Source organism: Arthrobacter sp. TMT4-20, from assembly GCF_054510775.1.
This window is the reverse complement of sequence record NZ_JBTNDW010000001.1, coordinates 337,935-360,303: the sequence shown is the minus strand read 5'-3', so window position 1 is coordinate 360,303 and position 22,369 is coordinate 337,935. Positions and strand designations below refer to the sequence as shown.

Annotated in this window: 16 protein-coding genes; 10 read left to right on the top strand and 6 right to left on the bottom strand. The window is 64.8% G+C overall.

Going from position 1 to position 22,369, the window contains the following annotated elements:
• Positions 1-11: 11 nt before the first annotated feature.
• The 3 genes from ACX80Z_RS01615 to hemL are packed head-to-tail and all read left to right on the top strand — an operon-like array spanning position 12 to position 3,247.
• Positions 12-944, top strand: a complete 933-nt coding sequence (locus tag ACX80Z_RS01615; protein WP_459314719.1) for a uroporphyrinogen-III synthase — start codon at positions 12-14, stop codon at positions 942-944.
• Positions 941-1,918: a porphobilinogen synthase gene (gene hemB / locus ACX80Z_RS01610; RefSeq protein ID WP_459314718.1), complete on the top strand. Its 978-nt coding sequence runs from the start codon at positions 941-943 to the stop codon at positions 1,916-1,918. Before ACX80Z_RS01615 ends, hemB begins: the two co-directional genes overlap by 4 nt.
• A gap of 3 nt (positions 1,919-1,921) precedes the next feature.
• Positions 1,922-3,247, top strand: a complete 1,326-nt coding sequence (hemL, locus tag ACX80Z_RS01605; protein WP_459314717.1) for a glutamate-1-semialdehyde 2,1-aminomutase — start codon at positions 1,922-1,924, stop codon at positions 3,245-3,247.
• Between the two features lie 197 nt (positions 3,248-3,444).
• On the opposite strand, the gene ACX80Z_RS01600 is transcribed toward hemL, so the two are convergent.
• The 4 genes from ACX80Z_RS01600 to ACX80Z_RS01585 form a co-directional block, all read right to left on the bottom strand.
• A complete protein-coding gene (locus ACX80Z_RS01600) occupies positions 3,445-4,284 on the bottom strand; it encodes a MetQ/NlpA family ABC transporter substrate-binding protein (protein ID WP_459314716.1) in 840 nt (279 codons plus the stop codon).
• A 71-nt stretch (positions 4,285-4,355) separates the two neighbouring features.
• Positions 4,356-5,102, bottom strand: coding sequence for a methionine ABC transporter permease (locus ACX80Z_RS01595; RefSeq protein ID WP_019481676.1), 747 nt, complete (start codon positions 5,100-5,102; stop codon positions 4,356-4,358).
• Positions 5,102-6,076: a methionine ABC transporter ATP-binding protein gene (locus ACX80Z_RS01590; RefSeq protein WP_019481677.1), complete on the bottom strand. Its 975-nt coding sequence runs from the start codon at positions 6,074-6,076 to the stop codon at positions 5,102-5,104. The genes ACX80Z_RS01595 and ACX80Z_RS01590 overlap by 1 nt, the downstream gene beginning before the upstream one ends.
• A 213-nt stretch (positions 6,077-6,289) precedes the next feature.
• Positions 6,290-6,976 carry a 3'-5' exonuclease gene (locus ACX80Z_RS01585; RefSeq protein ID WP_024475741.1) on the bottom strand — a complete coding sequence of 229 codons (687 nt, stop codon included), beginning with the start codon at positions 6,974-6,976 and terminating at the stop codon, positions 6,290-6,292.
• Positions 6,977-7,040: 64 nt separating this feature from the next.
• On the opposite strand from ACX80Z_RS01585, the gene ACX80Z_RS01580 reads away from it, so the two are divergent.
• From ACX80Z_RS01580 to ACX80Z_RS01570, 3 genes are read left to right on the top strand one after another with little or no spacing between them, the layout of a single operon-like run.
• A complete protein-coding gene (locus ACX80Z_RS01580) occupies positions 7,041-7,469 on the top strand; it encodes an MGMT family protein (RefSeq protein WP_019481679.1) in 429 nt (142 codons plus the stop codon).
• Positions 7,466-10,702 (top strand): ATP-dependent helicase, encoded by a 3,237-nt coding sequence (locus tag ACX80Z_RS01575; protein ID WP_459314715.1) that lies wholly within the window; start codon positions 7,466-7,468, stop codon positions 10,700-10,702. Before ACX80Z_RS01580 ends, ACX80Z_RS01575 begins: the two co-directional genes overlap by 4 nt.
• Positions 10,699-14,127, top strand: a complete 3,429-nt coding sequence (locus ACX80Z_RS01570) for an ATP-dependent helicase (protein ID WP_459314714.1) — start codon at positions 10,699-10,701, stop codon at positions 14,125-14,127. The genes ACX80Z_RS01575 and ACX80Z_RS01570 overlap by 4 nt, the downstream gene beginning before the upstream one ends.
• Positions 14,128-14,161: 34 nt before the next feature.
• On the opposite strand, the gene ACX80Z_RS01565 is transcribed toward ACX80Z_RS01570, so the two are convergent.
• Positions 14,162-15,472 (bottom strand): macrolide 2'-phosphotransferase, encoded by a 1,311-nt coding sequence (locus ACX80Z_RS01565; RefSeq protein ID WP_459314713.1) that lies wholly within the window; start codon positions 15,470-15,472, stop codon positions 14,162-14,164.
• A 131-nt stretch (positions 15,473-15,603) separates the two neighbouring features.
• Here ACX80Z_RS01565 and nudC point away from each other — a divergent pair, with 131 nt between their 5' ends.
• The 3 genes from nudC to ACX80Z_RS01550 are packed head-to-tail and all read left to right on the top strand — an operon-like array spanning position 15,604 to position 19,241.
• Positions 15,604-16,575, top strand: coding sequence for an NAD(+) diphosphatase (gene nudC / locus ACX80Z_RS01560; RefSeq protein WP_459314712.1), 972 nt, complete (start codon positions 15,604-15,606; stop codon positions 16,573-16,575).
• A 2-nt stretch (positions 16,576-16,577) separates the two neighbouring features.
• The gene (locus ACX80Z_RS01555) at positions 16,578-18,683 is read left to right on the top strand and encodes an ATP-dependent DNA helicase UvrD2 (RefSeq protein ID WP_116778700.1); all 2,106 of its coding nucleotides are present in this window, start codon (positions 16,578-16,580) and stop codon (positions 18,681-18,683) included.
• A 9-nt stretch (positions 18,684-18,692) separates the two neighbouring features.
• Positions 18,693-19,241, top strand: coding sequence for a M48 family metallopeptidase (locus ACX80Z_RS01550; protein ID WP_116778701.1), 549 nt, complete (start codon positions 18,693-18,695; stop codon positions 19,239-19,241).
• A gap of 258 nt (positions 19,242-19,499) precedes the next feature.
• On the opposite strand, the gene ACX80Z_RS01545 is transcribed toward ACX80Z_RS01550, so the two are convergent.
• Positions 19,500-20,933, bottom strand: coding sequence for a zinc-dependent metalloprotease (locus ACX80Z_RS01545; RefSeq protein ID WP_459314711.1), 1,434 nt, complete (start codon positions 20,931-20,933; stop codon positions 19,500-19,502).
• Positions 20,934-21,236: 303 nt separating this feature from the next.
• On the opposite strand from ACX80Z_RS01545, the gene ACX80Z_RS01540 reads away from it, so the two are divergent.
• On the top strand, positions 21,237-22,337 hold the full coding sequence (locus ACX80Z_RS01540; protein ID WP_459314710.1) for a YlbL family protein: 1,101 nt from the start codon (positions 21,237-21,239) through the stop codon (positions 22,335-22,337).
• Positions 22,338-22,369: the final 32 nt, after the last annotated feature.

Sequence of the window (22,369 nt, the reverse complement as noted above, 5' to 3'; positions counted from 1 at the left end):
AGGGTGTTCGCGTGGTGTTGCTGCGAGGTGCTGAGCACGCCGTCCGGACGGTGGGGGAGCTGCACTCGCGCGGGGCCGCAGTGCAACTGCTGCCCCTGATTGACTTCGAGACTCCCGAAGACTCAGCATTGCTCGAGGCTGCCCTGAATGAGCTGGCCGGCGGGGCGTTTAGCTGGCTCGTGGCGACCAGCAGCACCACGGTTCGGGCGCTGAAACAGCAGTTGGCTCGCCGTGGACTTGCGCTTGGCTCAGCGGTCCCGTCCGGCACACGCATCGCGGCGGTGGGGGAGGCGACCGCCGGGGCGCTGTTCGCCGAAGGTCTGAGGGCTGACCTGGTGCCTGATCGGACCGGTCATGAGAGTTCGGCCGTCGGACTGGCCGCCGCCTTCAGCGGGCTGGCACCCGAGGGTCGCATCCTCCTCCCGCAAGCCGACATTGCAGCCGACACCCTTGAGCGCCTACTCAGCAGTCAGGGCTGGGACCTGGTGCAAATCACCGCGTACCGTACCGTGTCCTACCCGGCGGACCCGTCGCGTCGGATCACCGCCAGTGTGGGACCTGGCGGACCTGCTGAACACGATGGAACTGGAGCCAGCGGACCGGAAGCCCCGGATAGGTGCCCCGAGCTGCCCGAACTGGACCCAGCCGGTTTCTGGACAGCTGTCGCAGCTGGCGCTATCGATGCCGTGGTGTTCACTTCCCCCAGCACCGTCCGCAGGTTGAGCGAACGGACCACTCACTCACCCGCCGAAGGCTTTCCGGCCGGACTCGCCGCCGTCATGATCGGTGCCAGCACTGCTGCTGAAGCGCAACGGCGCGGTATCCCCATCGCCGCGGTAGCAGCCGACCCGACGCCCGCGGGGATCGCCGATGCGATCGCAGCCGCGATGCAGGACCATCCCGAACGTGAAAAGCTGACTGCAAGAGAAGAGGAGCACCCATGAGTTTCCCCCAACACCGACCACGCCGGCTGCGGACCACTCCGGCGCTGAGGCGCCTGACCGCCGAGCACCGACTGAGCCCCGCCGAACTGGTGCTGCCAGCGTTCATCCGCGAGGGGCTCACCAGCCCGCACCCCATTTCCTCGATGCCCGGAGTGGTCCAGCACAGCACCGAGTCGCTGAAGCGTGCAGCCGCGGAGGCGGTCCAGTTGGGTGTCGGCGGGATCATGCTCTTTGGTATCCCCGCCCAGCGCGATGCGACGGGCAGCGCAGGGCTTGACCCGGACGGCGTCCTGAACCGGGCGATCGCTGACGTTCGGGCTGAGGTGGGAAACGACCTGGTGGTCATGAGCGATGTCTGCCTCGACGAATTCACCGACCATGGGCACTGTGGCGTGCTCGCGTCCGACGGAACGGTCGACAACGATGCGACACTCGCGGTGTATGCCGAAATGGCTGTCGCCCAGGCCAACGCCGGGGCGCACGTTCTCGGTCCGTCAGGCATGATGGACGGTCAAGTGGCAGTCATCCGTCAGGCGCTTGAGGAGGCAGGGCATCAGGAAACTGCCGTTCTGGCCTACGCCGCCAAATACGCGTCAGCCTTTTACGGCCCGTTCCGTGAGGCAGTCGATTCGCAGCTCAAGGGCGACCGGCGAACCTACCAAATGGACGCAGCAAACCGCCGCGAAGCACTCCTGGAGGTCGAACTGGACCTCGAGGAAGGCGCAGACATGGTGATGGTCAAACCAGCAATGAGCTACCTCGACATCCTCGCTGATGTTGCGGCGCTGTCTCCTGTGCCGGTGGGCGCCTACCAGATCTCGGGGGAGTACGCCATGATCGAGGCCGCCGCTGCGAATGGCTGGATCGACCGTCGTCGGGCTATCGAAGAATCAGTTCTCGGCATTAAACGCGCCGGGGCGAACATCATCCTGACCTACTGGGCCGCCGAACTCGCCGGCTGGCTAAAGGAGTAAACCATGACCGTTTCAGAAGAATTGTTCACACGGGCGCAGGCCCTCATGCCTGGCGGGGTCAACTCTCCGGTCCGGGCTTTCGGATCGGTCGGTGGCACCCCCCGCTTCCTGGTCTCGGCCAAAGGCCCCCACGTCACCGACGCCGATGGTCGCGAGTATGTCGACCTGGTGTGTTCCTGGGGTCCGGCTCTGCTCGGACACGGTCACCCGGCCGTGCTGGACGCGGTGCACCGTGCGGCGGACAACGGCCTGTCCTTTGGCGCGTCGACCCCGGCCGAGGCTGACCTGGCGCAACTGGTGAAGGATCGGGTGCCAGCGGTGGAACGGCTGCGGATGGTGTCCACGGGTACCGAGGCGACCATGACGGCGGTCCGCCTGGCCCGCGGGTTCACCGGCCGCAACCTGATCGTGAAGTTTGCTGGCTGCTACCACGGTCATTTGGATTCCCTCCTGGCAGCAGCCGGGTCCGGTGTGGCGACCCTCGCGCTCCCCGGCTCGGCCGGGGTCACCGCCGCGACCGCAGCGGAAACCCTGGTGCTGCCCTACAACGACCTGGCAGCCGTCGAAGCAGCTTTCGCCGACCACGGGGATTCAATCGCCGCTGTCATCACCGAGGCCGCGCCAGCCAATATGGGAGTAGTGACACCGGGGCCGGGCTTCAATGCGGGCCTGTCCCGGATCACCGCCGCCCACGGCGCGCTGCTCATTGTCGACGAGGTTCTCACCGGCTTCAGGGTGGGGCCGGGTGGATACTGGGGCCTCACCGGAGGCGCCGCCGGCGCCGAGGAAGCATGGACCCCCGACCTGCTGACCTTCGGGAAGGTGATCGGGGGCGGGCTCCCCGCAGCAGCCCTGGGCGGTCGCGAGGACGTCATGAGTTACCTGGCTCCCCTGGGACCCGTGTACCAGGCGGGCACCCTGTCCGGGAACCCGCTGGCAATGGCCGCCGGGGTTGCCCAATTGAGCCATGCAACCGCTGACGTCTACCAGCAGATCGACTCGAACTCCCTGGCACTGTCAGCCGCGCTCTCCACCGAACTGGATCGCGCCGGCGTCGACCATTCCATCCAGCGGGCAGGGAACCTGTTCAGCGTGGCCTTCGGGACGTCGTCGGGCGGCGTCCACAACTACGCCGACGCGCTGGCCCAGGACTCCTACCGCTACGCCCCGTTCTTCCATTCAATGCTGGAGTCGGGTGTCTATCTGCCGCCGTCCGTCTTTGAGGCGTGGTTCCTGTCCTCCGCGCACGACGACGCAGCCATGAACCGGATCTACGACGCGTTGCCTGCTGCTGCGGCTGCCGCAGCAGGAGCGACGCCCGTAAGCTGACGCCCGTCGGCTGACGCCTGTCGGCTGACGCCTGTCGGCTGACGCCTGTCGGCTGACGCCTGTCGGCTGACGCCTGTCGGCTGACGCCTGTCGGCTGACGCCTGTCGGCTGACGCCTGTCGGCTGACACCCAGGCACAAACAAGGGAACCCCGCACGGAAACGAAAGCCGTTTCTGTGCGGGGTTCCCTGGTGTGGGCTAGGACGCGGGAGCGACGTCTCCGCTGGGCCACTGTTCCTCGATGTAGGCCTTGACCTCGGGGGAGTGCAACAGCTCCTCGAGCTTCGCGATCCGTGCATCATTGTCCGAAGCGGTGTTCCAGGCCAGGAAATTGGCGTAGGGATTACCATCAAGAGATTCAACGACGAGGGCATCAGCGGTGCTGAGTCCCGCGTCGAGAATGTAGTTGCCATTGATGATGGCCAGGTCAACGCTGGGGTCCTGGAGATCGTTGAGCAGCAGTTCGGGCTGGTTCTCGATGAACTCCAGGCCCATCGGGTTCTGCTCGTCGGAGAGCGCAAGTACTGAGGCGTCCTCGGCAATGCCCTCAAGAATCCCGGCATCCTGCAACAGCGTCAGTGCGCGGGCCTGATTGGAGGGGTCGTTGGTGATGGCGATGCGTCCGCCCTCGGGGATGTCCGAGACGTCCTCATGCTGCTCGGAGAAGGCAGCATACGGCTCGATGTGGACGCCCTCGCCGTGGGCGAAGTCGTACCCCTGGCCTTCGACCTGGCTGTTGAAATACGGCAGGTGCTGGAAGTAGTTGGCGTCCAGGTCACCGTCGCTGAGCGCGATATTCGGGGTGGTGTAATCGTCGAACTCGGTGATCTCGAGGTCGAGTCCCGCTTCCTCGGCGAGATTCTCGTCGACGAACTCAAGGATCCGGGCGTGGGGCTGCGGGCTCGCCCCAACGGTGATGGTTTGCGGGTTGGCGGGATCCAGTGAGGAGACGACCTCGGTGTCGGTTGAACCGCCACAGGCGCTCAGCATGAGGGTAGCAGCGACGCCGGTAGCAGCGAGGGTGAGTAACTTACGCAATAGAACAGGTTTCCTTTCAAGGGGCGTACAAAAGTAGGTGCAGGCAGTGAGTGTTGGGAACGGCGACGGCGTCAGCTGCCGACCACCTGGACCGCAGCCTTGCGACGCAGCCGTTTACCGCTCCCAGCCGTCGCTGCCGAGCGGTGATCCACCCGGCGCGCAGCCCAGTCCCCGGCGAGCTGAATGGCCTGCACGATGAGGACGATGATGATGATTACCACCACCATGACGGTGGTGTCGAACCGTTGAAGGCCGTAGTTGTAGGCGAGTCGGCCGAGACCGCCGCCGCCGATGATGCCGGCCATCGCCGAGTAGCCGACCAGGGTGACCAACGTCGTCGTGAACGCGGCAATCAGACCCGGGAGCGCCTCACGGAGGAGCACCTTGGTCACCACCTGCATTCGGGTGGAACCCATCACGAGAGCAGCGTCGATCTTGCCTGAACTGACGTCGCGGAGGGAGGTTTCGACCAGTCGGGCGAAGAACGGGATGGCGCCGATGCTCAGTGATACCGATGCCGCAACCGGTCCGATCGAGGTGCCGGTCAGGAGCCGGGCGAGCGGGATCAGTGACACCATCAGGATGGCGAACGGAATGGAACGGGTGATATTGACGACGACGCCGCTGATCACCTTGTTGGTCAGGGGCATCGGCCGCAACCCGTCGGGGGCGCTGGCGGAAAGAAACACGCCCAACGGCAACCCCACCAGAAGGGTGAAGAAGCCCGAGATGCCGATCATCTGCATCGTTGCTGCGAATTCTTCGGGCAGGGCACGGGTGATGCCTGGGTTAGTGAAGAGCTGATCAAAAAAATCCATCATGCCACCTTTGCCGCGACGCCCTGGGACTGCAGGTACTGCAGCATTTCTTCGACTGGCGCCAGCTCACTCACTTCGATTCGTAGCCGGCCGAAGCGGCTGTCGGCGAGATTTTCGACGCTGCCAGCCAGAACATTGATGCTCAGATCGAACCGTCGGCCCAGATCGGACAGGACCGGCCCTGACGCGACATCCCCCGCTAGGAGCAGTTCGAGCGCTGGCATTCTTCCTGGCCGATGGGCTGGTAGCGGCAGCAGCGCCCGTGACAGCTTTCCGTCGAGCTGGGCCGCCACGTCCTGCAGCCTGCCATGTTCCACCACCCGGCCATCCTCCAGCAGCGATACCGAATCGCAGATGCGCTTCACGACGTTCATCTCATGGGTGATGATCAGCACCGTCAAGCCCAGCGTGTCAGTGAGGTTATGGATCAGATCCAGGATGTCGTCAGTGGTGGTTGGATCGAGTGCCGAGGTGGGCTCGTCGCAGAGCAGCACGTCGGGATCGGAGGCGAGCGCCCGGGCAATACCCACCCGCTGCTTCTGGCCACCGGATAACTGCGACGGGTAGGCATCGGCGAAGCCAGCCAATCCCACCAGATCCAGGAGACGTGCCACCGTGGAAGAGATATCTGCCTTGGGGGTCTTCACCAGTTCCAGGGGGTGCGCCACATTCTGGGCAGCCGTGCGGGAATCCATCAGGTTGGCGTGCTGGAAGACCATTCCAATTCGACGGCGCGCAGTGCGGATCTCTGAATCCTTGACAGCGGTCAGTTCACGACCGTCAATGGTGACCGACCCGGAGGTGGGGCGGTCCAGCAGGGTCAGGCACCGCACGAGGGTCGACTTTCCCGCACCGGAATGACCGATGATGCCGTGGATCGACCCGCGGGGCACGGTCAGGCTCACCCCGTCAAGGGCGGTAATGGTGCGGCTGCCCTGCTGATAGGTCTTACGCAGGTCGGAAACTGTGATCATGGGCCCTCATGGTTGCTGGCGACGGCCGGATGATCGGGTGTATCACGGCCGGAGGGCGAATCGATCGATGCCCAAGCCATCATCACACGCATGAAAGAAGTGACTGAACTTTAGTGCCCTGAATCACTCATCGGGCGCCGTCTGGGGCATCCCCGCCTCCAGATCGAAGAATCTTCGGAAAAGTGGACTCGCGGCGGCGTTCCCGTGATGTCCCTAGGAGGCGATCGCGGGCCAGCGCCCTTCAACGACTGCCGCCGGATCCTCGCGGCGGAGGTATTCCTGGAAGCTCGCGGCCTGCCGGGCCGCCCACACCACCTGCGATGCATGAAGTACTCCTGCGGGACGTTGCAGATGCGGGAAGCGTTCGGCAAGGACCGCCGCGACCTGCAAGGTTGCCAGCACATCCGCGGCCGACGTGTGGGCGTTTTCAAACGCCACCCCATAGTGTTCAGACATAGCTGTCAGGGTCCGTTTTCCACGGCGGAAACGATCAGCCTGCTTGTCCATGATGTACGGGTCGAGGACCGGGAACGGATGGGGTACGGGTACCGCATGCCGGGCACCTTCACTGGCCAGCACAGTGAAGTCGTAGCGTGCGTTGAAAGCCAGGACGGGAATTCCCGCTGTGAACAGACGATTCAGGACTGCGGCGATTTCCTGCACTACCCGGGCCACCGGTTGGCCCTCGGCACGGGCCCGCTCGGTGCTGACCCCATGGATTGCTGCAGCCTCCAGGGGGATCTCAACACCGGGGTCGGCCAACCACTCATGTTGCTCAAGCGCTGAGCCATCCGCGTCCACCAGCACTATCGACGCGGTGACAATCCGGGCCGCCAGCGGGTCGCGTCCAGTGGTCTCGAGGTCAAAGGCCGCTCGTGGGTGGTGATGCCAGCTATCCATGCCTTTGACGCTATCCTCCGGCACCGACATTTCGGGTGAGGTGGGTCCGGTTAGGCTGGAATTCATGAATGATGAATTCGCCGAGGCGGTGTACGAGATAGCAGGAATGATTCCTGGCGGTTCAGTCCTTTCCTATGGCGACATCTCCGAGCTGCTGGAGTGCGCTGGCCCCCGGCAGGTCGGTGCCGCAATGTCCCGGTGCGGCGACGGTACGCCGTGGTGGCGGGTGGTCCGCGCCAGCGGCCTTCCTCCGCTCGGCCACAGCGCAGAGGCTTTACCCCGTTATGTGGCTGAGGGGACCCCGCTGCGAACCAGCGGGGATACCCGATCCCAGGCCCGGGCGGAGCCGGGGTACACGATCGAGATGGCTGCGGCCCGATGGAACCCAACCGAAACCGAACGGGGTGCAATCGAGGTGACCCGTTCCGCACTGGCCGGGGGTTCGGAGCCGATCCCTAAAACGTCAGACCCCCATGATTGGCTGAAACCATGAACGCCAGACCACGATTGGTAACAGCAGGAGATGCGCGGGCCGGGCAACCGTCAGCCACGGCGCCGGTCCTTAGCCCTGAACAGGCAGAAATCGTTGCTCTTGGCGCCGGTAGCGGACCGGTGCTGGTGTTGGGCGGACCAGGGACCGGCAAGTCAACCGTGCTGGTCGAAGCGGCGGTGCGGCGGATCGATCAGGACGGGCTGGATCCGGCCTCAGTCCTGATGCTGGCGCCGTCCCGCCTGAGCGCAGCACGGCTTCGTGACGCGTTGACCTCCCGCCTGAACCGCAGCCTAAGCGCAGCACCAGCACGGACCTGGGCGTCTTATGCGTTTGACCTGATCCGCAGGGCGCGAATTGAGGGACGGATCCCCGAGCTGATTCGCAGCCCCCGTCTCCTCTCCGGCGCGGAACAGGACCTAATCATCAAGGAGCTCCTGGACGGTCACAACCGGCCCGGGGCGACACCGCTGGGGTGGCCGGAGGGTTTGACCCTCGCCCTTCCCACCAGAGGGTTCAGGCAAGAGGTGCGGGAGCTTTTCGACCGGGTCAGCGAGTACGGAATGCATCCGGATGAACTGGCTGACCTGGGGCGTCGTTTCAACCGTCCAGACTGGACAGCGGGCGCCCAGCTGTACCAGGAGTACCGCGACGTCCTGGATCTGCGGATGCCCGAGGCATTCGATCCGGCGGGCGTGCTTACCGCGGCCCGGAACCTGCTGGAGGTCGACGCGGAGCTGCTGGCACAGGAGCGATCCCGGCTGCAGCTCATTCTCGTAGACGACTACCAGGAGTCGAACGCGGCTGTCCATGCCCTGTTCACCCTGCTGGGCAGGGACAGCGACGTCCTCGTGGCGTCGTGCCCGGACACCGTCGTCCACGGTTTCAGGGGCGCCCGGCCTGAGCTGACCGGCAGACTGGCACAGGACCTCACGGGGAACACCAAGCTGCTGACGGTTGCGCTCAGGACCTCCCACCGGCTAACCGGGCCGTTGGCGGAGGCATGGCAAAACGTCGCCTCGCGCATCTCGGTCGTCGGCGGTGCGGGCGCGTACAGAACGCTGGAGCCTGCACCGCAGGGCCCAACAATTCTCAATGAGGTGGGGTTGGTCTCCGCGCATCTGGTGGATTCCTCATTCCACGAGCTGCGGTATGTGGCGCAACGGATCCTTGAGGCACAACTCTTCGCGGGACGGAGTCTCGGCGACATTGCAGTGATCGTGAGGACCGGGGCCCAACTGGCCGAGTTTCAGCGTTATCTGACCGGACAGGGGATTGCGGTCAACGTTCCGGCAGCGGAGCGGGCCATTCGTGACGAACCAGCGGTGAAGCCGTTACTGGACATTTTTGGGGTCGTCCTGGGCCAGGTGACCCTGGATGCGGCGTTAGCCGTGTCCTTACTATCATCACGGGTGGGCGGCGCGGGGACACTTGAGCTCCGCCGGTTGCGGCAGAGCCTTCGCCAGACGGAAGTGGCGGCCGGCCGGGGGAGGACCAGCGACGAGTTGCTGGTTGAGGCACTCACCGACCCCTCGCTGATTGGCCCAGGGATGCAGGGCGGTAAAGCGGCACGAAGGGTCGCGCGGATGATCTCAGCCGGAACGTCAGCTCTTGAGGCGGAGGGAGCCAACCCCGAGACGGTGTTGTGGGCGCTGTGGGAGGCCTCAGGGTGGTCAACTCAATGGGCCGACTCAGCGGTTGCCGAGGGAGCGTCCGCTGCCCGCGCGGACCGCGACCTCGACGCAGTAGTGGCCCTGTTCCAGACGGCCGAACGGTTCGTCGACCAGGTGCCCGGGGCGGCGCCGGCCCGGTTCCTCGAGTACCTGACCAGCCAGGAACTGCCAATGGACACGTTGGCGCCGCGCGCCCAGAACCAGGAATCCGTGGCGCTGCTCACCCCCGCCAGCGCTTCCGGTCGGGAATGGCCGGTGGTGATCGTGGCAGGTATCCAGGAGGGGGCCTGGCCCAATCTGCGGCTCAGAGGGGAATTGCTCGGTTCAGGCGAACTCACCGCGCTGATGGATTACGGAGCGGATTTTCGCCGGCACCGCGACCCGTTGATCCTGATGCAGGAGATCCGCTTCGACGAGCTTCGCAGCTTCTCGGTCGCCGTATCTCGGGCCACCGAAGAATTGATTTGCTGTGCCGTGGCATCCGATGAGGCACAGCCCTCACCGTTCCTGGACCTGGTGGATCCGTTGCCCCCCGGTCAATTGGAGCGGTCCCGGACCGAGGTGCAACGCCCGCTGACGCTGCGCGCGCTCGTGGCTGAGCTGAGGAAGTATGCCCAGCAAGCGACCGCATACCCTGAACTCTCTCGGGAAGCGACCCACCATCTGGGCGCTATGGTCAACCATTCTCCTACGGTGCCGGGAGCCCACCCCCGTGAGTGGTGGGGCCTCCAGGAGCTCTCCTCCAGCGCACCGGTGGTGCCCGGCGACCAGCCCATCCCGGTGTCTCCTTCCAAGGTTGATGCTGTCCTGAAATCACCGTTGAACTGGTTTGTATCGGCGGTCGGCGGTGAGCCGACGATGGACTTCGCGCGGTCTCTGGGAACGCTGGTGCACAGCATTGCCCAGGACTTCCCGGATGCCACCGGTAGTCAATACGTTGAGGAGTTGCAGCGCCGTTGGCCTTCCCTCGGGATGAAGGAGAACTGGGAGGGGAGGATCGATTTTCAGCGTGCCGAACAGATGGTGCGGAAGCTCGCTGGCTACGTGATTGCGATGCGGCAGGCAGGTCGGTCACTGGTCGGCACTGAGGTCGATTTCGAAGTGGACCTGGAGGTGGCAATCGGGGATGCCCCGCGCGTCGCGAGATTGAGGGGGCAGATCGACCGGCTGGAAATCGATGCTGAGGGCAGGCTGGTCATAGTCGACCTGAAAACCGGCAAGTCCTCGCCCTCGCTCGCGGATCTGGACCGGCACCCGCAGTTGGCCTCCTACCAGGTCGCCGTGAATGAGGGGGCACTCTCTGCTGGGCAGGTCGCAGGATCGGGCGGGGCCGCCCTGGTCCAGCTGGGAACCACCCGCAAGGAAGCGGGAGTCCAGCAGCAACCAGCCCTGGCAGCCGATGATGGGTGGGCCCGGGAAATGATCGAGGAAGCAGCACGTCTCATGTCGTCAGCTCAGTTCGATACGGTGCATGATCCGAAGCGATCAGGCCACGGTGGGTCAGGTTGTCGACTGCCCGAAATCTGTCCGCTGTGCCAAGAGGGACGGCAGGTGACCGAATGAGCAGCGCAGCAGCCCCGGTCGCAACTGGTGGAGTGCCCGCCAATCGGGTGGCCCAGCGGTTTTCTGCCAGAGAACTCGCTGAACTACTGCACCGTGATCCCACTTCACCAGTGCAGTACCCCACACCAGATCAGGTCACCATTATTGAAGCGCCGCTCGAGCCGCTGCTCGTCATTGCGGGCGCCGGATCAGGTAAGACCAAGACCATGGCTGACCGGGTGGTTTGGTTGGTAGCCAACGCACTGGTCCGGCCGGAGCAGATCCTGGGTGTAACTTTCACCAAAAAAGCAGCCGGAGAGTTGTCCACCCGGATCCGGCAGCAATTGTCGGCACTGTACCCAGCGTTGGACGCCGCCGGATATGAAGGCACCGACGAGGACCGGCTAGACCCGAGCGTGTCGACCTATCACTCATACGCCAACTCGATTGTCCAGGACTATGGATTGCGCATCGGGGTGGAGCGGGACTCGGTGCTGCTCGGTGCTGCACAGGCCTGGCAACTGGCCAGTTCCGTGGTGGAAGCGTATGAGGGGGAGTGGGAGCATTTCAGTGCCGCGAAGTCCACCCTGGTCAAGGCGGTCCTCACCATGGCCGGGGAATGCGCTGAACATCTGGTGACACCGGCCGAAGTGAGGGCGGTGTTGAGGGAACACATCTCGGCCGTCGGTGAGCTGGAATACGCGACGGGCACAACGCGCCGCCCGGCACAGGCTGTTGCCAGGCTGCTGGACAAACTGCGAACCCGGGTGACCGTCACCGAACTGGTCGAACACTATTCAGATGCCAAACACACCCGTCGGCAGTTGGACTTCGGTGATCTGGTTGCTCTCGCAGCAAGGATTGTCAGCGACATCCCCGAGGCGGTGGAAATGGAGCGCCAGAAATTCCGGGTAGTCCTGCTGGACGAATTCCAGGACACCTCGTTTGCACAGATGGTGTTGTTCTCAAAGCTCTTCGGCGACGGCCGGGCGGTGACCGCTGTGGGGGACCCCCACCAGTCGATCTATGGTTTCCGCGGAGCTTCGGCCGGTCAACTGGGAACGTTCCGCACCACGTTCCCCCTCACCGCCGACGACGGGTTACGCCCTTCATCGGTCGCCAACCTTTCGGTCGCCTGGCGCAACGGCACCAGTATTCTCGCGGCAGCCAACGCTGTTGCCTCCGAACTCAATCGTCAACCCAGCTGGCTGCGCAGCTCTACCCTGTTCGTCCCTCCGCTGGAACCGAAACCCCGGGCAGGAGTGGGGGAGGTGTATCTGGGTAGGTACCTGTGCGAAGCATCGGTACAGCTGGACGGCGAAACGGTTACGGGTGAGGCCGCTGCCCTGGCGGACCAGGTGGAGCACCATCGACGGCGAGGTTTTGAGGTCGGTGCCGAGGGCCGGGCGCTCAAACCGACCGTCGCAGTCCTATGCCGTGGGCGGCGGCAGTTTGAACCCATCCGTCAGGAGCTGGCGAAGCGTGGCATTCCGGTGCAGATTGTGGGACTTGGGGGCTTGCTCCGCACACCCGAAATCGTTGAACTGCTCGCAGTGCTGCGGGTGCTCGGCGACCCGGATCGATCCGATTCCCTGCTGCGATTGCTTTCGAGCGCCCGCTGGCGGATCGGCGCGGCAGACATCATGGCCCTGGGTGACTGGTCCAGGCAACTGGCCCGACGTAGGCTCTGGTCCACGCCCGCCACCGAACCGGCCGACGACGTCGGAGCCGGAGCCGGGCAGGAGACCGACACGGTGCTGCCCGACACCGTCGAACTGGGCAGTCTGGTCGAGGCAGTTGACCATCTCCCACCGGCAGATTGGGTCTCAAACAGCGGACGCGAGCTGAGCGGCGAAGGACGAATCCGGCTCATTCGTCTCCGCGACGAATTGCGGGTGCTCAGGGACTTCGTCGGGGACGATCTCACCACCCTGATCAACGAAGTGGAACGTCGCATCCTGCTCGACATCGAGGTGGCAGCCAAACCGCGGGTGGGGATCCATGAGGCACGGCGCAACCTTGACGCTTTCGTGGACGCCGTCGCTGGATTCAGCTCGACGGCGGAACGCGTGGACCTGGCCGCGTTCCTGGCCTGGCTTGAGGCAGCAGATGCCGAAGAGGATGGGTTGCCGGTCACCGCACTCGAGACCAACCGGGATGCTGTGCAGCTCCTCACCGTGCACGCCGCGAAAGGACTGGAATGGGACATCGTCATTGTCCCGGGGCTCAACGAGGGTGCTTTCCCCAGCGGATCCGACTCGCGCTGGAGCAGCGGTGACTCGGCTATTCCATGGAATCTCAGGGGAGACGCGGGAGAACTGCCGCACTGGGACTGGGACCAGGAGGATCAGGTTTCGTGGATTGCCAGCGAGAAGGAGTTCACCGCGGAGGCACGCTACCACGCCGAGCGGGAGGAACGCCGGCTTGCCTACGTCGCGTTCACCCGGGCCAAACACGTGTTGGTCTGCACGTCTTCGGCCTGGGGTGGCGGCCGGACCAAACCCACCCCGGTGTCCACCTACCTCACTGAGCTGCTCGACCTGGCCGAACACCACCAGCCGGGCTTCGCTGTGCTGCAATGGCTGACCCAGGAGGAGGAAGGAGACAACAACCCGGCCAACGCAGCGGAAACCCGTGCCGCCTGGCCAACAGACCCGCTCCACACGCGTCGTCCGGAAATGGAGACCGCAGCGGCTGCGGTCCTGACAGCGGCAGCCGCGGCATCCGATTCGTCGGAAACCAACGCGGGAACTGGGCTGGCTGGCGCTGGCGGGCGGTGGTCCGAGGAGACACGACTGGCTCTGGCCCGGCATTCCCGGGCAACCGGCAGTTCAGAAGTCGAACTCCCGGCGCACATCTCGGCGTCCCTCCTGGTGGAGCTATCCGATGATCCTGCTGCGGTGGCCCGTCAACTTCGGCGGCCGGTGCCGCGGCGTCCCGGAATGGCAGCCCGGCGTGGCACAGCCTTCCACACCTGGATTGAGGAGTACTACGGGACCAGCGGCATGCTGGACCTCGGTGAAACCCCGGGTGCCGATTCCCATATCGACGATGCCCTGGACCTCGACAGTATGATCGCTACCTTCAGGCAGTCAGCATGGGCCCACCGCCTGCCGGTGGAACTTGAGGTCCCCATCGAAACGAAGGTGGGTCCGCTCGTAGTTAGGGGACGTATCGACGCGGTCTTCCGGCACGACGACGGAACGTGGGAACTGGTCGACTGGAAGACTGGCACCCCGCCATCGCGGGAGAAACTAACGGTGCGGTCGGTGCAGCTCGCTGTCTACCGGTTGGCTTGGGCGCGGTTGAAGGGAGTTCCGCTGGAGTCGGTTCAAGCGGCGTTTTATTACGCCAGCACCGATACGGTGATTCGACCACATGATCTGGCTAGCGAGGCAGGACTCGAAGACATCATTATCAGGGCGACGTCCCTGCACCAGGACTAGGTTGCCAGCGCTTACTGCCGACTGCCGCGGAAGATCAGCTGGACTTGATGATCGGCAGCGACGACGTTTCAGTGTCGTCGGCCGGAACCGGTGAGACTGAAAACGGGCGAGGATTCTCGGTGGTGTTGGCCGACTCGTTGCCCGCGTCGCCATCAGTATCCGGCGACTCGGCACCAGTGCCAGTGCCGGGATCGCCGTCGTCGAAGCCCGAAGTGTCGCCGCCGTCGTCCTCAATAGTTTCCCCAGCCACCGAATGGTCGTCGATCGGTAGGGCGGGTTCCGCGACCTCGCCGTCGGCACCGTTGTTGTCGGCACCGCTGTTGTCCAGACCGCTGTTGTCGGCTCCGTTGTTGTCGGCACCGTTAGTGTCGGCGATCGTGGTGTCGGGCTGGTGCTGTGACTGCTGTGCCCGGTAGGCGGCGGCAGCTGCTTCCTCGGCCTGCAGGTCCCGATCAAGGGTTGACATCATGTCCTCGGCCTCGGCGATCATCTCGGAGTTGTTCATCGCCACGCCCCGCACCAACCACTGCGCCAAGGCGAATTCTGCGGCGAGAGCGGCACGTCGCATCAGGTGCGGGTCAGCGGCTTCGCCACGAGCCGCGACGTAGGCGTTGTGGACGGCGTCGGCGAATCCTGGGTTGCTGGCTGCCAGCAGCCAGGCAAAGTCGTCGGCTGGATCGCCCACTCGCAGGTCGGTCCAACCGGTTACCGCGCTGACACGACCGGCCGAGATCAGCAGATTGTCTTCGTGAAGGTCCCCGTGGACCACTGTCGCGTGGAACCGCCAGAGCGTGACATCCTCGAGCGCGTGTTCCCACCGTCGCAGTAGATGCGCAGGTATTCTGCCGGTGGTGGCGGCCTGGTCGAGCTCGTTCAGCTTCCGTTGCCGGAACTCGTTTGCCTCGTAGCTGGGCAGATCGGCGTTATGAACCAGCAGCGGGGGCAGATCGTGGATCGCGGCGAGCATCCGCCCGAGTTCCTTGACCAGCTCATTCCCCCCACCGGCCAGGTCGTCCAGCTCGCGGACGGAACCTTCGAGATGCGCGTACACGAAGGTACACAGTTCGCCCTGCCGCAGTGTCCCCGCGATGTGGGGGACCAGGAACGGCAGCTCCGCCCTGATCGCGGGTGTGAATGCCTTCAACGCCTGCAGTTCAGTCTCGAGCCTCATTGACGCGTCGGGGTGTTTAGGGGACCGTACCCGCCACTGTTTCCCGGAGTCGTCGACTAGCAGCGCCGATTCGAAATCCGCGGCATCGTCGGGGATGCCTGCCACCCCGGTAGGGGTAAGCCCGGGTACGGCGGCGCTGGCAATCGCCGCGAGTTCCATGGGTGTCCGTTTCACATCCTCAACGGTAGGGCTGTCCTTCCCAGAAAGAGCCGTTGCCGGTCGGCGAGTCGTCAGAAGCTGCCACCGCGGTGAGCAAAAGTGGTACTGAAATGTGTTTTGGGGGACCGAGAACGTACCGTAGAACCATGAGCGAAACCCTCCGGATTCCCACCCTTCCGTCCTTCGGAGCGCTACCGCTGGCGCGGGTGGCGCTGGACCGTGGAGGGGCGCTGCGTTCAAGTCCCTTGCTGCTCGATGAGCTGTGGGGTGCTCCCACCACGCGTGTGATGTTCATCGCCCAGGGGAAATCCCCAGTTGTTGACGGGAACCTCCTGTTCGTGGATTCGGCGACCGTTAGCCGTCCGGAAACCTTGGTCTACCTGGGGCGAACCCTCGCCGACGATTCCGATCACGGCGGCATTCCGACCGGTACCCACATTCTGCTCGCAGTGCTGGAATCCACGGACAACGAAATTTTTGACGGCACGAGCTGGCTGGGCCTCCGAGAGGTGGCGCTGGCTCTCTCCGGCAGGGACGCGGGCATCTTCGTTCAGGCCGCGTCGATTGCGAACTGGCATGCGAAGCACACCCACTGCCCGCGTTGTGGGGCGTTGACAGAGGTTGTTGAAGGTGGCTGGGTGCGGCGCTGTCCAGCCGATGAGTCGAGCCACTACCCCAGGACCGACCCGGCCATCATCGTCGCAGTGGTGGACGACGCCGATCGGCTGCTCCTGGGATCGGCGGCCGCCTGGCCCGAGGGACGGTTTTCCACCCTGGCGGGTTTCGTCGAACCGGGAGAGTCGCTGGAAGCCGCTGTTATCCGCGAGGTGGCGGAAGAATCAGGTATCGAGGTCCACTCACCCCTGTACCTGGGCTCGCAGCCGTGGCCCTTCCCCGCCTCCTTGATGGTGGGGTTTATCGCCACTGCCGTGAACACCAACCAGATGCCGGATGGTGCGGAGATCGTGGACCTCCGATGGTTCACGCGGACGGAGCTGCTTGAGGCAGTTCGAAGCGGCGAGATCACTATTCCCACTGGAGCTTCAGTCTCGCGGGCGCTGATTGAACACTGGTACGGCGGCTCGCTGGACCTGGCAGTCGAGGGGGTCCGGCTCTAGGTATGGAGACAACTCTCGAAGAGAGGATCCTCGCCGGCCTCGATGATGAACAGCGGACAGTCGCCTCCACGCTGACCGGTCCGCTCTGCGTTCTCGCCGGCGCGGGAACGGGTAAAACCAGGGCCATCACCCACCGGATTGCCTATGGTGTCCACACCGGTGTCTACAAACCACAACAGGTGCTGGCGGTGACCTTTACGGCTCGGGCCGCCGCGGAGATGCGGACCAGGCTCCGCGACCTGTCCGCCTCGGGAGTGCAGGCGCGGACGTTCCACGCCGCCGCCCTGCGGCAGCTGCAATACTTCTGGCCACAGGCAGTGGGTGGCCCCCTGCCTGCTCTGGTGGACCACAAAGCGCAGCTCATCGCAGAAGCGTCGAGGCGGCTCCGGTTATCGACGGACCGGGCCGCGATCAGGGATGTTGCTGCGGAGATCGAATGGGCCAAGGTGTCCATGCTTACCCCCGAGCGGTATACAGCCGCGGCGGCTGGTCGGGTCGAGCCCGCAGGCATGGACCACACAACAGTCGCCCGTATCTTTGCTGGCTACGAGGACCTGAAGCTCGACCGCAACGTCATCGACTTCGAGGATGTGCTGCTGATTACTGTGGGGATCCTGCAGGAGGATGAGAAGGTGGCGGCCACAGTGCGCGCCCAGTACCGGCATTTCGTGGTGGACGAGTACCAGGACGTTTCCCCGCTGCAGCAGCGGTTGCTGGATTTGTGGCTCGGTGACCGCCGCGAATTATGCGTGGTGGGTGATGCCAGTCAGACCATTTACTCATTCACCGGGGCAACCTCGCGGCATTTGCTTGATTTCACCGGTCGGTATGAGGGTGCACAGGTGGTGCGGTTGGTTCGCGACTACCGGTCGACGCCGCAGGTGGTCAAACTAGCCAACAACCTGTTGGCCGCGCGAACCGCAGAAACCGGCCGTCAGGCAGGCTCCTCGAGTTGGTCTACCCCGCTGGAGCTTATTGCCCAGCGCGACGCCGGGCCGGAACCCTCGTTTACCGAGTGCAGCGACGATGAAGCGGAAGCCGCCGAAGCGGCCAGACGGATCAAGGCGCTCATGGATGGTGGGGTGCTGGCGAGTGAGATCGCGATCCTCTACCGCACGAACGGCCAGTCTGCGGCCTATGAACAGGCGCTCGCCAGCGCCGGCATTGGCTATCAGCTTCGCGGCGGTGAGCGTTTTTTCGCGCGCCGGGAAGTCAGAGATTCGCTGCTGCAGTTGCGTGCCGGCGCCAGAACCGCAGGAACAGACGATGTCCCGCAACTGGTGCGGGACATCCTCGCGAGCCTGGGGTACACCTCGGTGGCGCCGGCGAGCTCGGGAGCGGTCCGGGAGAAGTGGGAGTCGCTCGCCGCGCTGGTCGCTTTGGCTGACGAACTCAGCGCGGCCCGGGCTGCTGACGGATTCACCCTTCAGGATTTCGTGGCGGAGCTCGAGGAACGGGCCGCCGCCCAGCACGCACCGACGGTACAGGGCGTCACCCTCGCGTCGCTCCACGCGGCGAAGGGCCTGGAATGGGATGCCGTGTTCCTGGTCGGCCTCAGCGAGGGTCTGATGCCGATCTCCTTCGCTGACACGCCGGAGGCTGTCGACGAGGAGCGCAGACTCCTCTACGTGGGCATCACCCGGGCGAGGGAACACCTGGCGCTCTCCTGGTCCACCGCTCGCACCCCGGGAGGGCGGGCCAGCCGGAAACCGACCCGGTTCCTCGACGGGCTTCGCCCAGGCGTTTCCGGTGATCGGGCCTTCCGGACGCCCAAGGTCAAGCAAAGCCGCAAGGTGTCGGCTCCGTCGACCTGCAGGGTGTGTGGGAAGGTGCTTGGGTCCGGCTCCGAACGAAAGATCGGACGATGTGGTGACTGCCCGGCGACGTACCAGGAAGCCACCTTTGAGGCGTTGCGGGCCTGGCGGTTGGACCAGGCTCGCGAAAATGACGTGCCCGCGTTCGTTGTGTTCACCGACGCCACCCTGGTCGCTATTGCCGAGGCACGGCCAACAACGATCGAGCAACTGGGGGCGCTGGCCGGGATTGGTCCGGCCAAACTCGAGAAGTACGGGGAATCGGTGCTGTTGATCATCGCGGAAAGTGAGTGAGAGCAACCCATGACTGTCAAGGATCCGCCCGTCGAAGTCAGACGGTCCGCGAAGCGCAGGCGGACCGTCAGCGCTGACCTGCGCGACGGCGTCGTGATCGTTTCCATCCCAGCCCACTTCACCGCGGCCCAGGAAAAAGACTGGGTGCACCGCATGGTCACCAAACTCCTGTCCAAACAGCAGTCGCTGACCCCGGCGCTGGACGGCGCGGACCAGACCAACCCGGGGGAAGAGCTCCTGCAGCGCGCCGGGGCACTGTCGGAAGCCTATCTGGCCGGGCGCGGCCAACCGGTGAGCATCGGATGGGTGACGAACCAGAATTCCCGGTGGGCATCGGCCACACCGGCCCGCAAGACCATCCGCCTCTCCCACAAGCTGCAGGGAATGCCCACCTGGGTGGTTGACTACGTCATCCTGCACGAGATGGCCCACCTCATTGAGCCCTCCCACAACCGCATGTTCTGGCGGCTACTAGAGGCGTATCCCCGAACGGAAGCAGCTAAAGCGTTCCTTGAGGGTGTGTCCTTCGCTTCCAACCACGGAATGGCAGGCCACTAGCGGCTGCGGCACCGAGCAACGATTCGAGCTGGGTCATCGTGCGGGCCGATCATCCCACTGGTGACCCCCGGAGGCGTAAATGCTGGCGGTGTCGATGAGGTTGATTCCTGCGTCGATGGCACGACGGAAGACCCCGATCGAACCCCCGTCGCCTTGTCGCCCCGGTCGCCGAACATCCTGGGACCGAAGCAGGACGGCTGACCCCGACGCCGGTCCGGCCGAACTGGGTGGCCAGCTGAGCTGTGCCCTGCTCAGGTACTAGGGCTTGCCGCCCTCTGGGGAACCTTCGCCGTTGGTTGGCTGATCCCCGGACTCGGGCGACTCGTCTGGTGACGGGGTCTCCTCAGTTTCGTCGAAGCCGCCGTCCAGTAGCCGCTGCAGGGCAGCGTCCACCTCGGAATCCGACGACTCGGCGAGCTGTCGACGCTGGCTGAACCCCTGAGGGTCGTCGAGATCCTCGGCGGTCGGTAGCAGATCGGGGTGTTCCCACACCGCATCGCGGCCTTCGATGCCCCGTTCGGCGGTGAGATGGGCCCAGAGCGTGGCAGCGTCGCGTAGCCGTCGTGGACGCAATTCAAGGCCCACCAGGGAAGCGAACGCATGTTCGGCTGGCCCGCCGGTGGCGCGCCGGCGGCGGACCATTTCCCGCAGCGCCGCAGACGACGGCAGATTCGCGGTGGCAGCGGCGGTCAGTTCATCGACCCACCCCTCCACCAGGGCCAGGGCAGTCTCGAGCCGCACCAGCGCAGCGTCCTGCTGCGGGGTGCGTTCCGGCATGAAGACACCCTCGGAAAGGGCAGCCTGCATGGACTCGGGATTGGACGGGTCGATGTCCCGTGCCACTTCCTCGATCTTTGACATGTCGATGTGAATGCCCCGGGCATAGCTTTCAACTGCACCGAGAAGGTGCCCTGAAAGCCAGGGCACCTGGGTAAACAACCGGGTGTGGGCGGCTTCACGGACGGCGAGGAACAGCCTGACTTCCTGCTCGGGAATATCCAGACCCTCGCCGAAGGCCGCGACATTCACTGGCAACAGGGCCATCTGGCCTTCTGCCAGGGGGACCCCAATGTCGGTGGAACTTACAACATCCTTGGACAGGGCACCCACGGCCTGGCCGAGTTGCATCCCGAACATCGCCCCACCGAGATTCTGCAGCATCGAGGAGGCGCCGCCCATCATGGTCTTCATCTCCTCCGGCAGTTGCCCGGAAATGGCGTCGGACAGCGCCTTGGCGATGCTCACCGCCACCGGTTCCGTGAGGCGCTTCCAGGTGTCCATGGTGGCCTCGACCCATTCCGCGTGGGACCACGCGCGGCCAAGGGCGTTGGTGGAGGGGAAATCGGTGACAGGGTCGAGCCACATCTCCGCAAGCCTCAGCGCCTCATCGACGTCGCGGCGCTGCTGAGGGGTGACCGAGGGGTCCCCATCGGCTGCCGCGACGCGGCGCGCGTGGTCGTGGGCGAGCTGCCAATTCACCGGCCCATCGCTTTGTGCCGCGAACATTGCCTGAACCTGCTGCATCATCATCGCCATGGCCTGCGGATCGGACGGCAGACCAGCGGCTTTGGCGAGCTCCTGCGGATCCATGCCCTGCGCATTGCCGCCCATCAGACGGGCCAGCATCTCGGAGAGGGGATCCTTGGGGGTGTCGCCGTCGTCGTTGGACGGATCTGACGGGTTGGAGGTCACTGCTACCACCGGTCCTGGAATTGGCTGCTGGGATGGGCTGCTCGTCTACTGCTGGTTGTGGGCTCTAGCCACAGTCGTCGAACATCGTGTCGGTTCTTCCACGTTACCCGCCGTGTCGCGGGGTTGTCCCGAACGCGCTGAACCGTTCGCTGAGGGCAAAGCGGAGGCGGTCGGTCGGTGGGTGCTGGACTCGCGCCCAGGAAGTACGCTAAAGAAGCTCGATGATGCGCGGTTCGGCCGCGGCAGAGCAGCATGAAGGACCACCAGGGCATGCGCAGTGTCTGACGAAGAGAAGGTTTCCTGTTGACCCAGCCCACCTACAACGACCCGCCAGCGCCGCCCACCAGGGCCAAACGGGATCCCCGGTTCACTGTGATGGCAGTGTCCGGGTTCCTCGCGCTGCTCCTGGGCGGCGCCGCCGTCCTGCTGCCGGCGCCCTATGTGGTCGAGTCGCCTGGGCCAACGTTCAACACGATCGGGGAAATCGACTCCCAGCCGCTGATCGAAGTAGAGGGCCGCCAGACCTACCCCACCTCCGGCGACCTCGACCTCACCACCGTGTATGTGACGGGTGGGCCGGGGACCCAGCTTGGCATCTTCGAAGTGTTCAGAGCCTGGCTGAATCCCACCGAATCTGTGGTGCCACGCGAACTCCGGTATCCGCCGGACGCCACCCAGGAAGACATCCAGGAGCAGAACGCCGTCGCCATGACCTCATCGCAGGAATCGGCTATCGCTGCTGCGCTCGGTCACCTCGATATCGACTTCGACGAGGAACTCTCGGTTGCGGGCCTGATCGAGGATGCGGCAGCTACCGGCATTCTGGAAGAGGGCGACGTCATCACCTCGGTGGACGGCACTGACATCACGAACATCGGAGTCCTCCGAGAGTCCCTGAACGCCGCGAACGGCGACTCAGTCGACCTTGGGCTACTGCGCGACGGCGGGGAGGTCACCGAGGCGGTGACCCCCAAAGAATCCGAGGGGGGCGATTTCCAGCTCGGCGTGGGTCTGGTCGCTAACTTCACCTTCCCTTTTGATATCACTATTGCGCTCGACAACGTCGGCGGCCCCTCGGCGGGATCGATGTTTGCCCTGGGCATTGTTGACCTGCTCACCGAGGGCGAACTCACCGGCGGTAAACACTTCGCGGGGACGGGCACCATCGACTCTGCGGGTCAGGTGGGGCCGATCGGAGGAATTCGCCAGAAACTAGCCGGTGCACGGCAAGCAGGAGCTGAAGTGTTCCTGGCCCCAGCCGCGAACTGCAATGAAGTGGTGGGCTATGTGCCGGACGGCTTGCAGGTGGTGCGGGTGGAGACACTCGACGACGCGGCGGAGGCTGTCCGCACGCTGGGAGCGGGCGAGGACGGTTCGGCCCTCCCCACCTGCGAAGCCGGGTAGGTCGGCCAGTCGACCGGCTTCCCGGCCGCGGC

Excerpts from the sequence above, each read along its gene's own strand:
- ACX80Z_RS01555 (WP_116778700.1), top strand. The coding sequence starts at position 16,578 with ATGGAGACAACTCTCGAAGAGAGGATCCTCGCCGGCCTCGATGATGAA.
- hemB (WP_459314718.1), top strand. The coding sequence starts at position 941 with ATGAGTTTCCCCCAACACCGACCACGCCGGCTGCGGACCACTCCGGCG.
- ACX80Z_RS01585 (WP_024475741.1), bottom strand. The coding sequence starts at position 6,976 with ATGGATAGCTGGCATCACCACCCACGAGCGGCCTTTGACCTCGAGACC.
- ACX80Z_RS01595 (WP_019481676.1), bottom strand. The coding sequence starts at position 5,102 with ATGGATTTTTTTGATCAGCTCTTCACTAACCCAGGCATCACCCGTGCC.
- ACX80Z_RS01580 (WP_019481679.1), top strand. The coding sequence starts at position 7,041 with ATGAATGATGAATTCGCCGAGGCGGTGTACGAGATAGCAGGAATGATT.
- hemL (WP_459314717.1), top strand. The coding sequence starts at position 1,922 with ATGACCGTTTCAGAAGAATTGTTCACACGGGCGCAGGCCCTCATGCCT.
- ACX80Z_RS01570 (WP_459314714.1), top strand. The coding sequence starts at position 10,699 with ATGAGCAGCGCAGCAGCCCCGGTCGCAACTGGTGGAGTGCCCGCCAAT.
- ACX80Z_RS01575 (WP_459314715.1), top strand. The coding sequence starts at position 7,466 with ATGAACGCCAGACCACGATTGGTAACAGCAGGAGATGCGCGGGCCGGG.
- ACX80Z_RS01590 (WP_019481677.1), bottom strand. The coding sequence starts at position 6,076 with ATGATCACAGTTTCCGACCTGCGTAAGACCTATCAGCAGGGCAGCCGC.
- ACX80Z_RS01550 (WP_116778701.1), top strand. The coding sequence starts at position 18,693 with ATGACTGTCAAGGATCCGCCCGTCGAAGTCAGACGGTCCGCGAAGCGC.
- nudC (WP_459314712.1), top strand. The coding sequence starts at position 15,604 with ATGAGCGAAACCCTCCGGATTCCCACCCTTCCGTCCTTCGGAGCGCTA.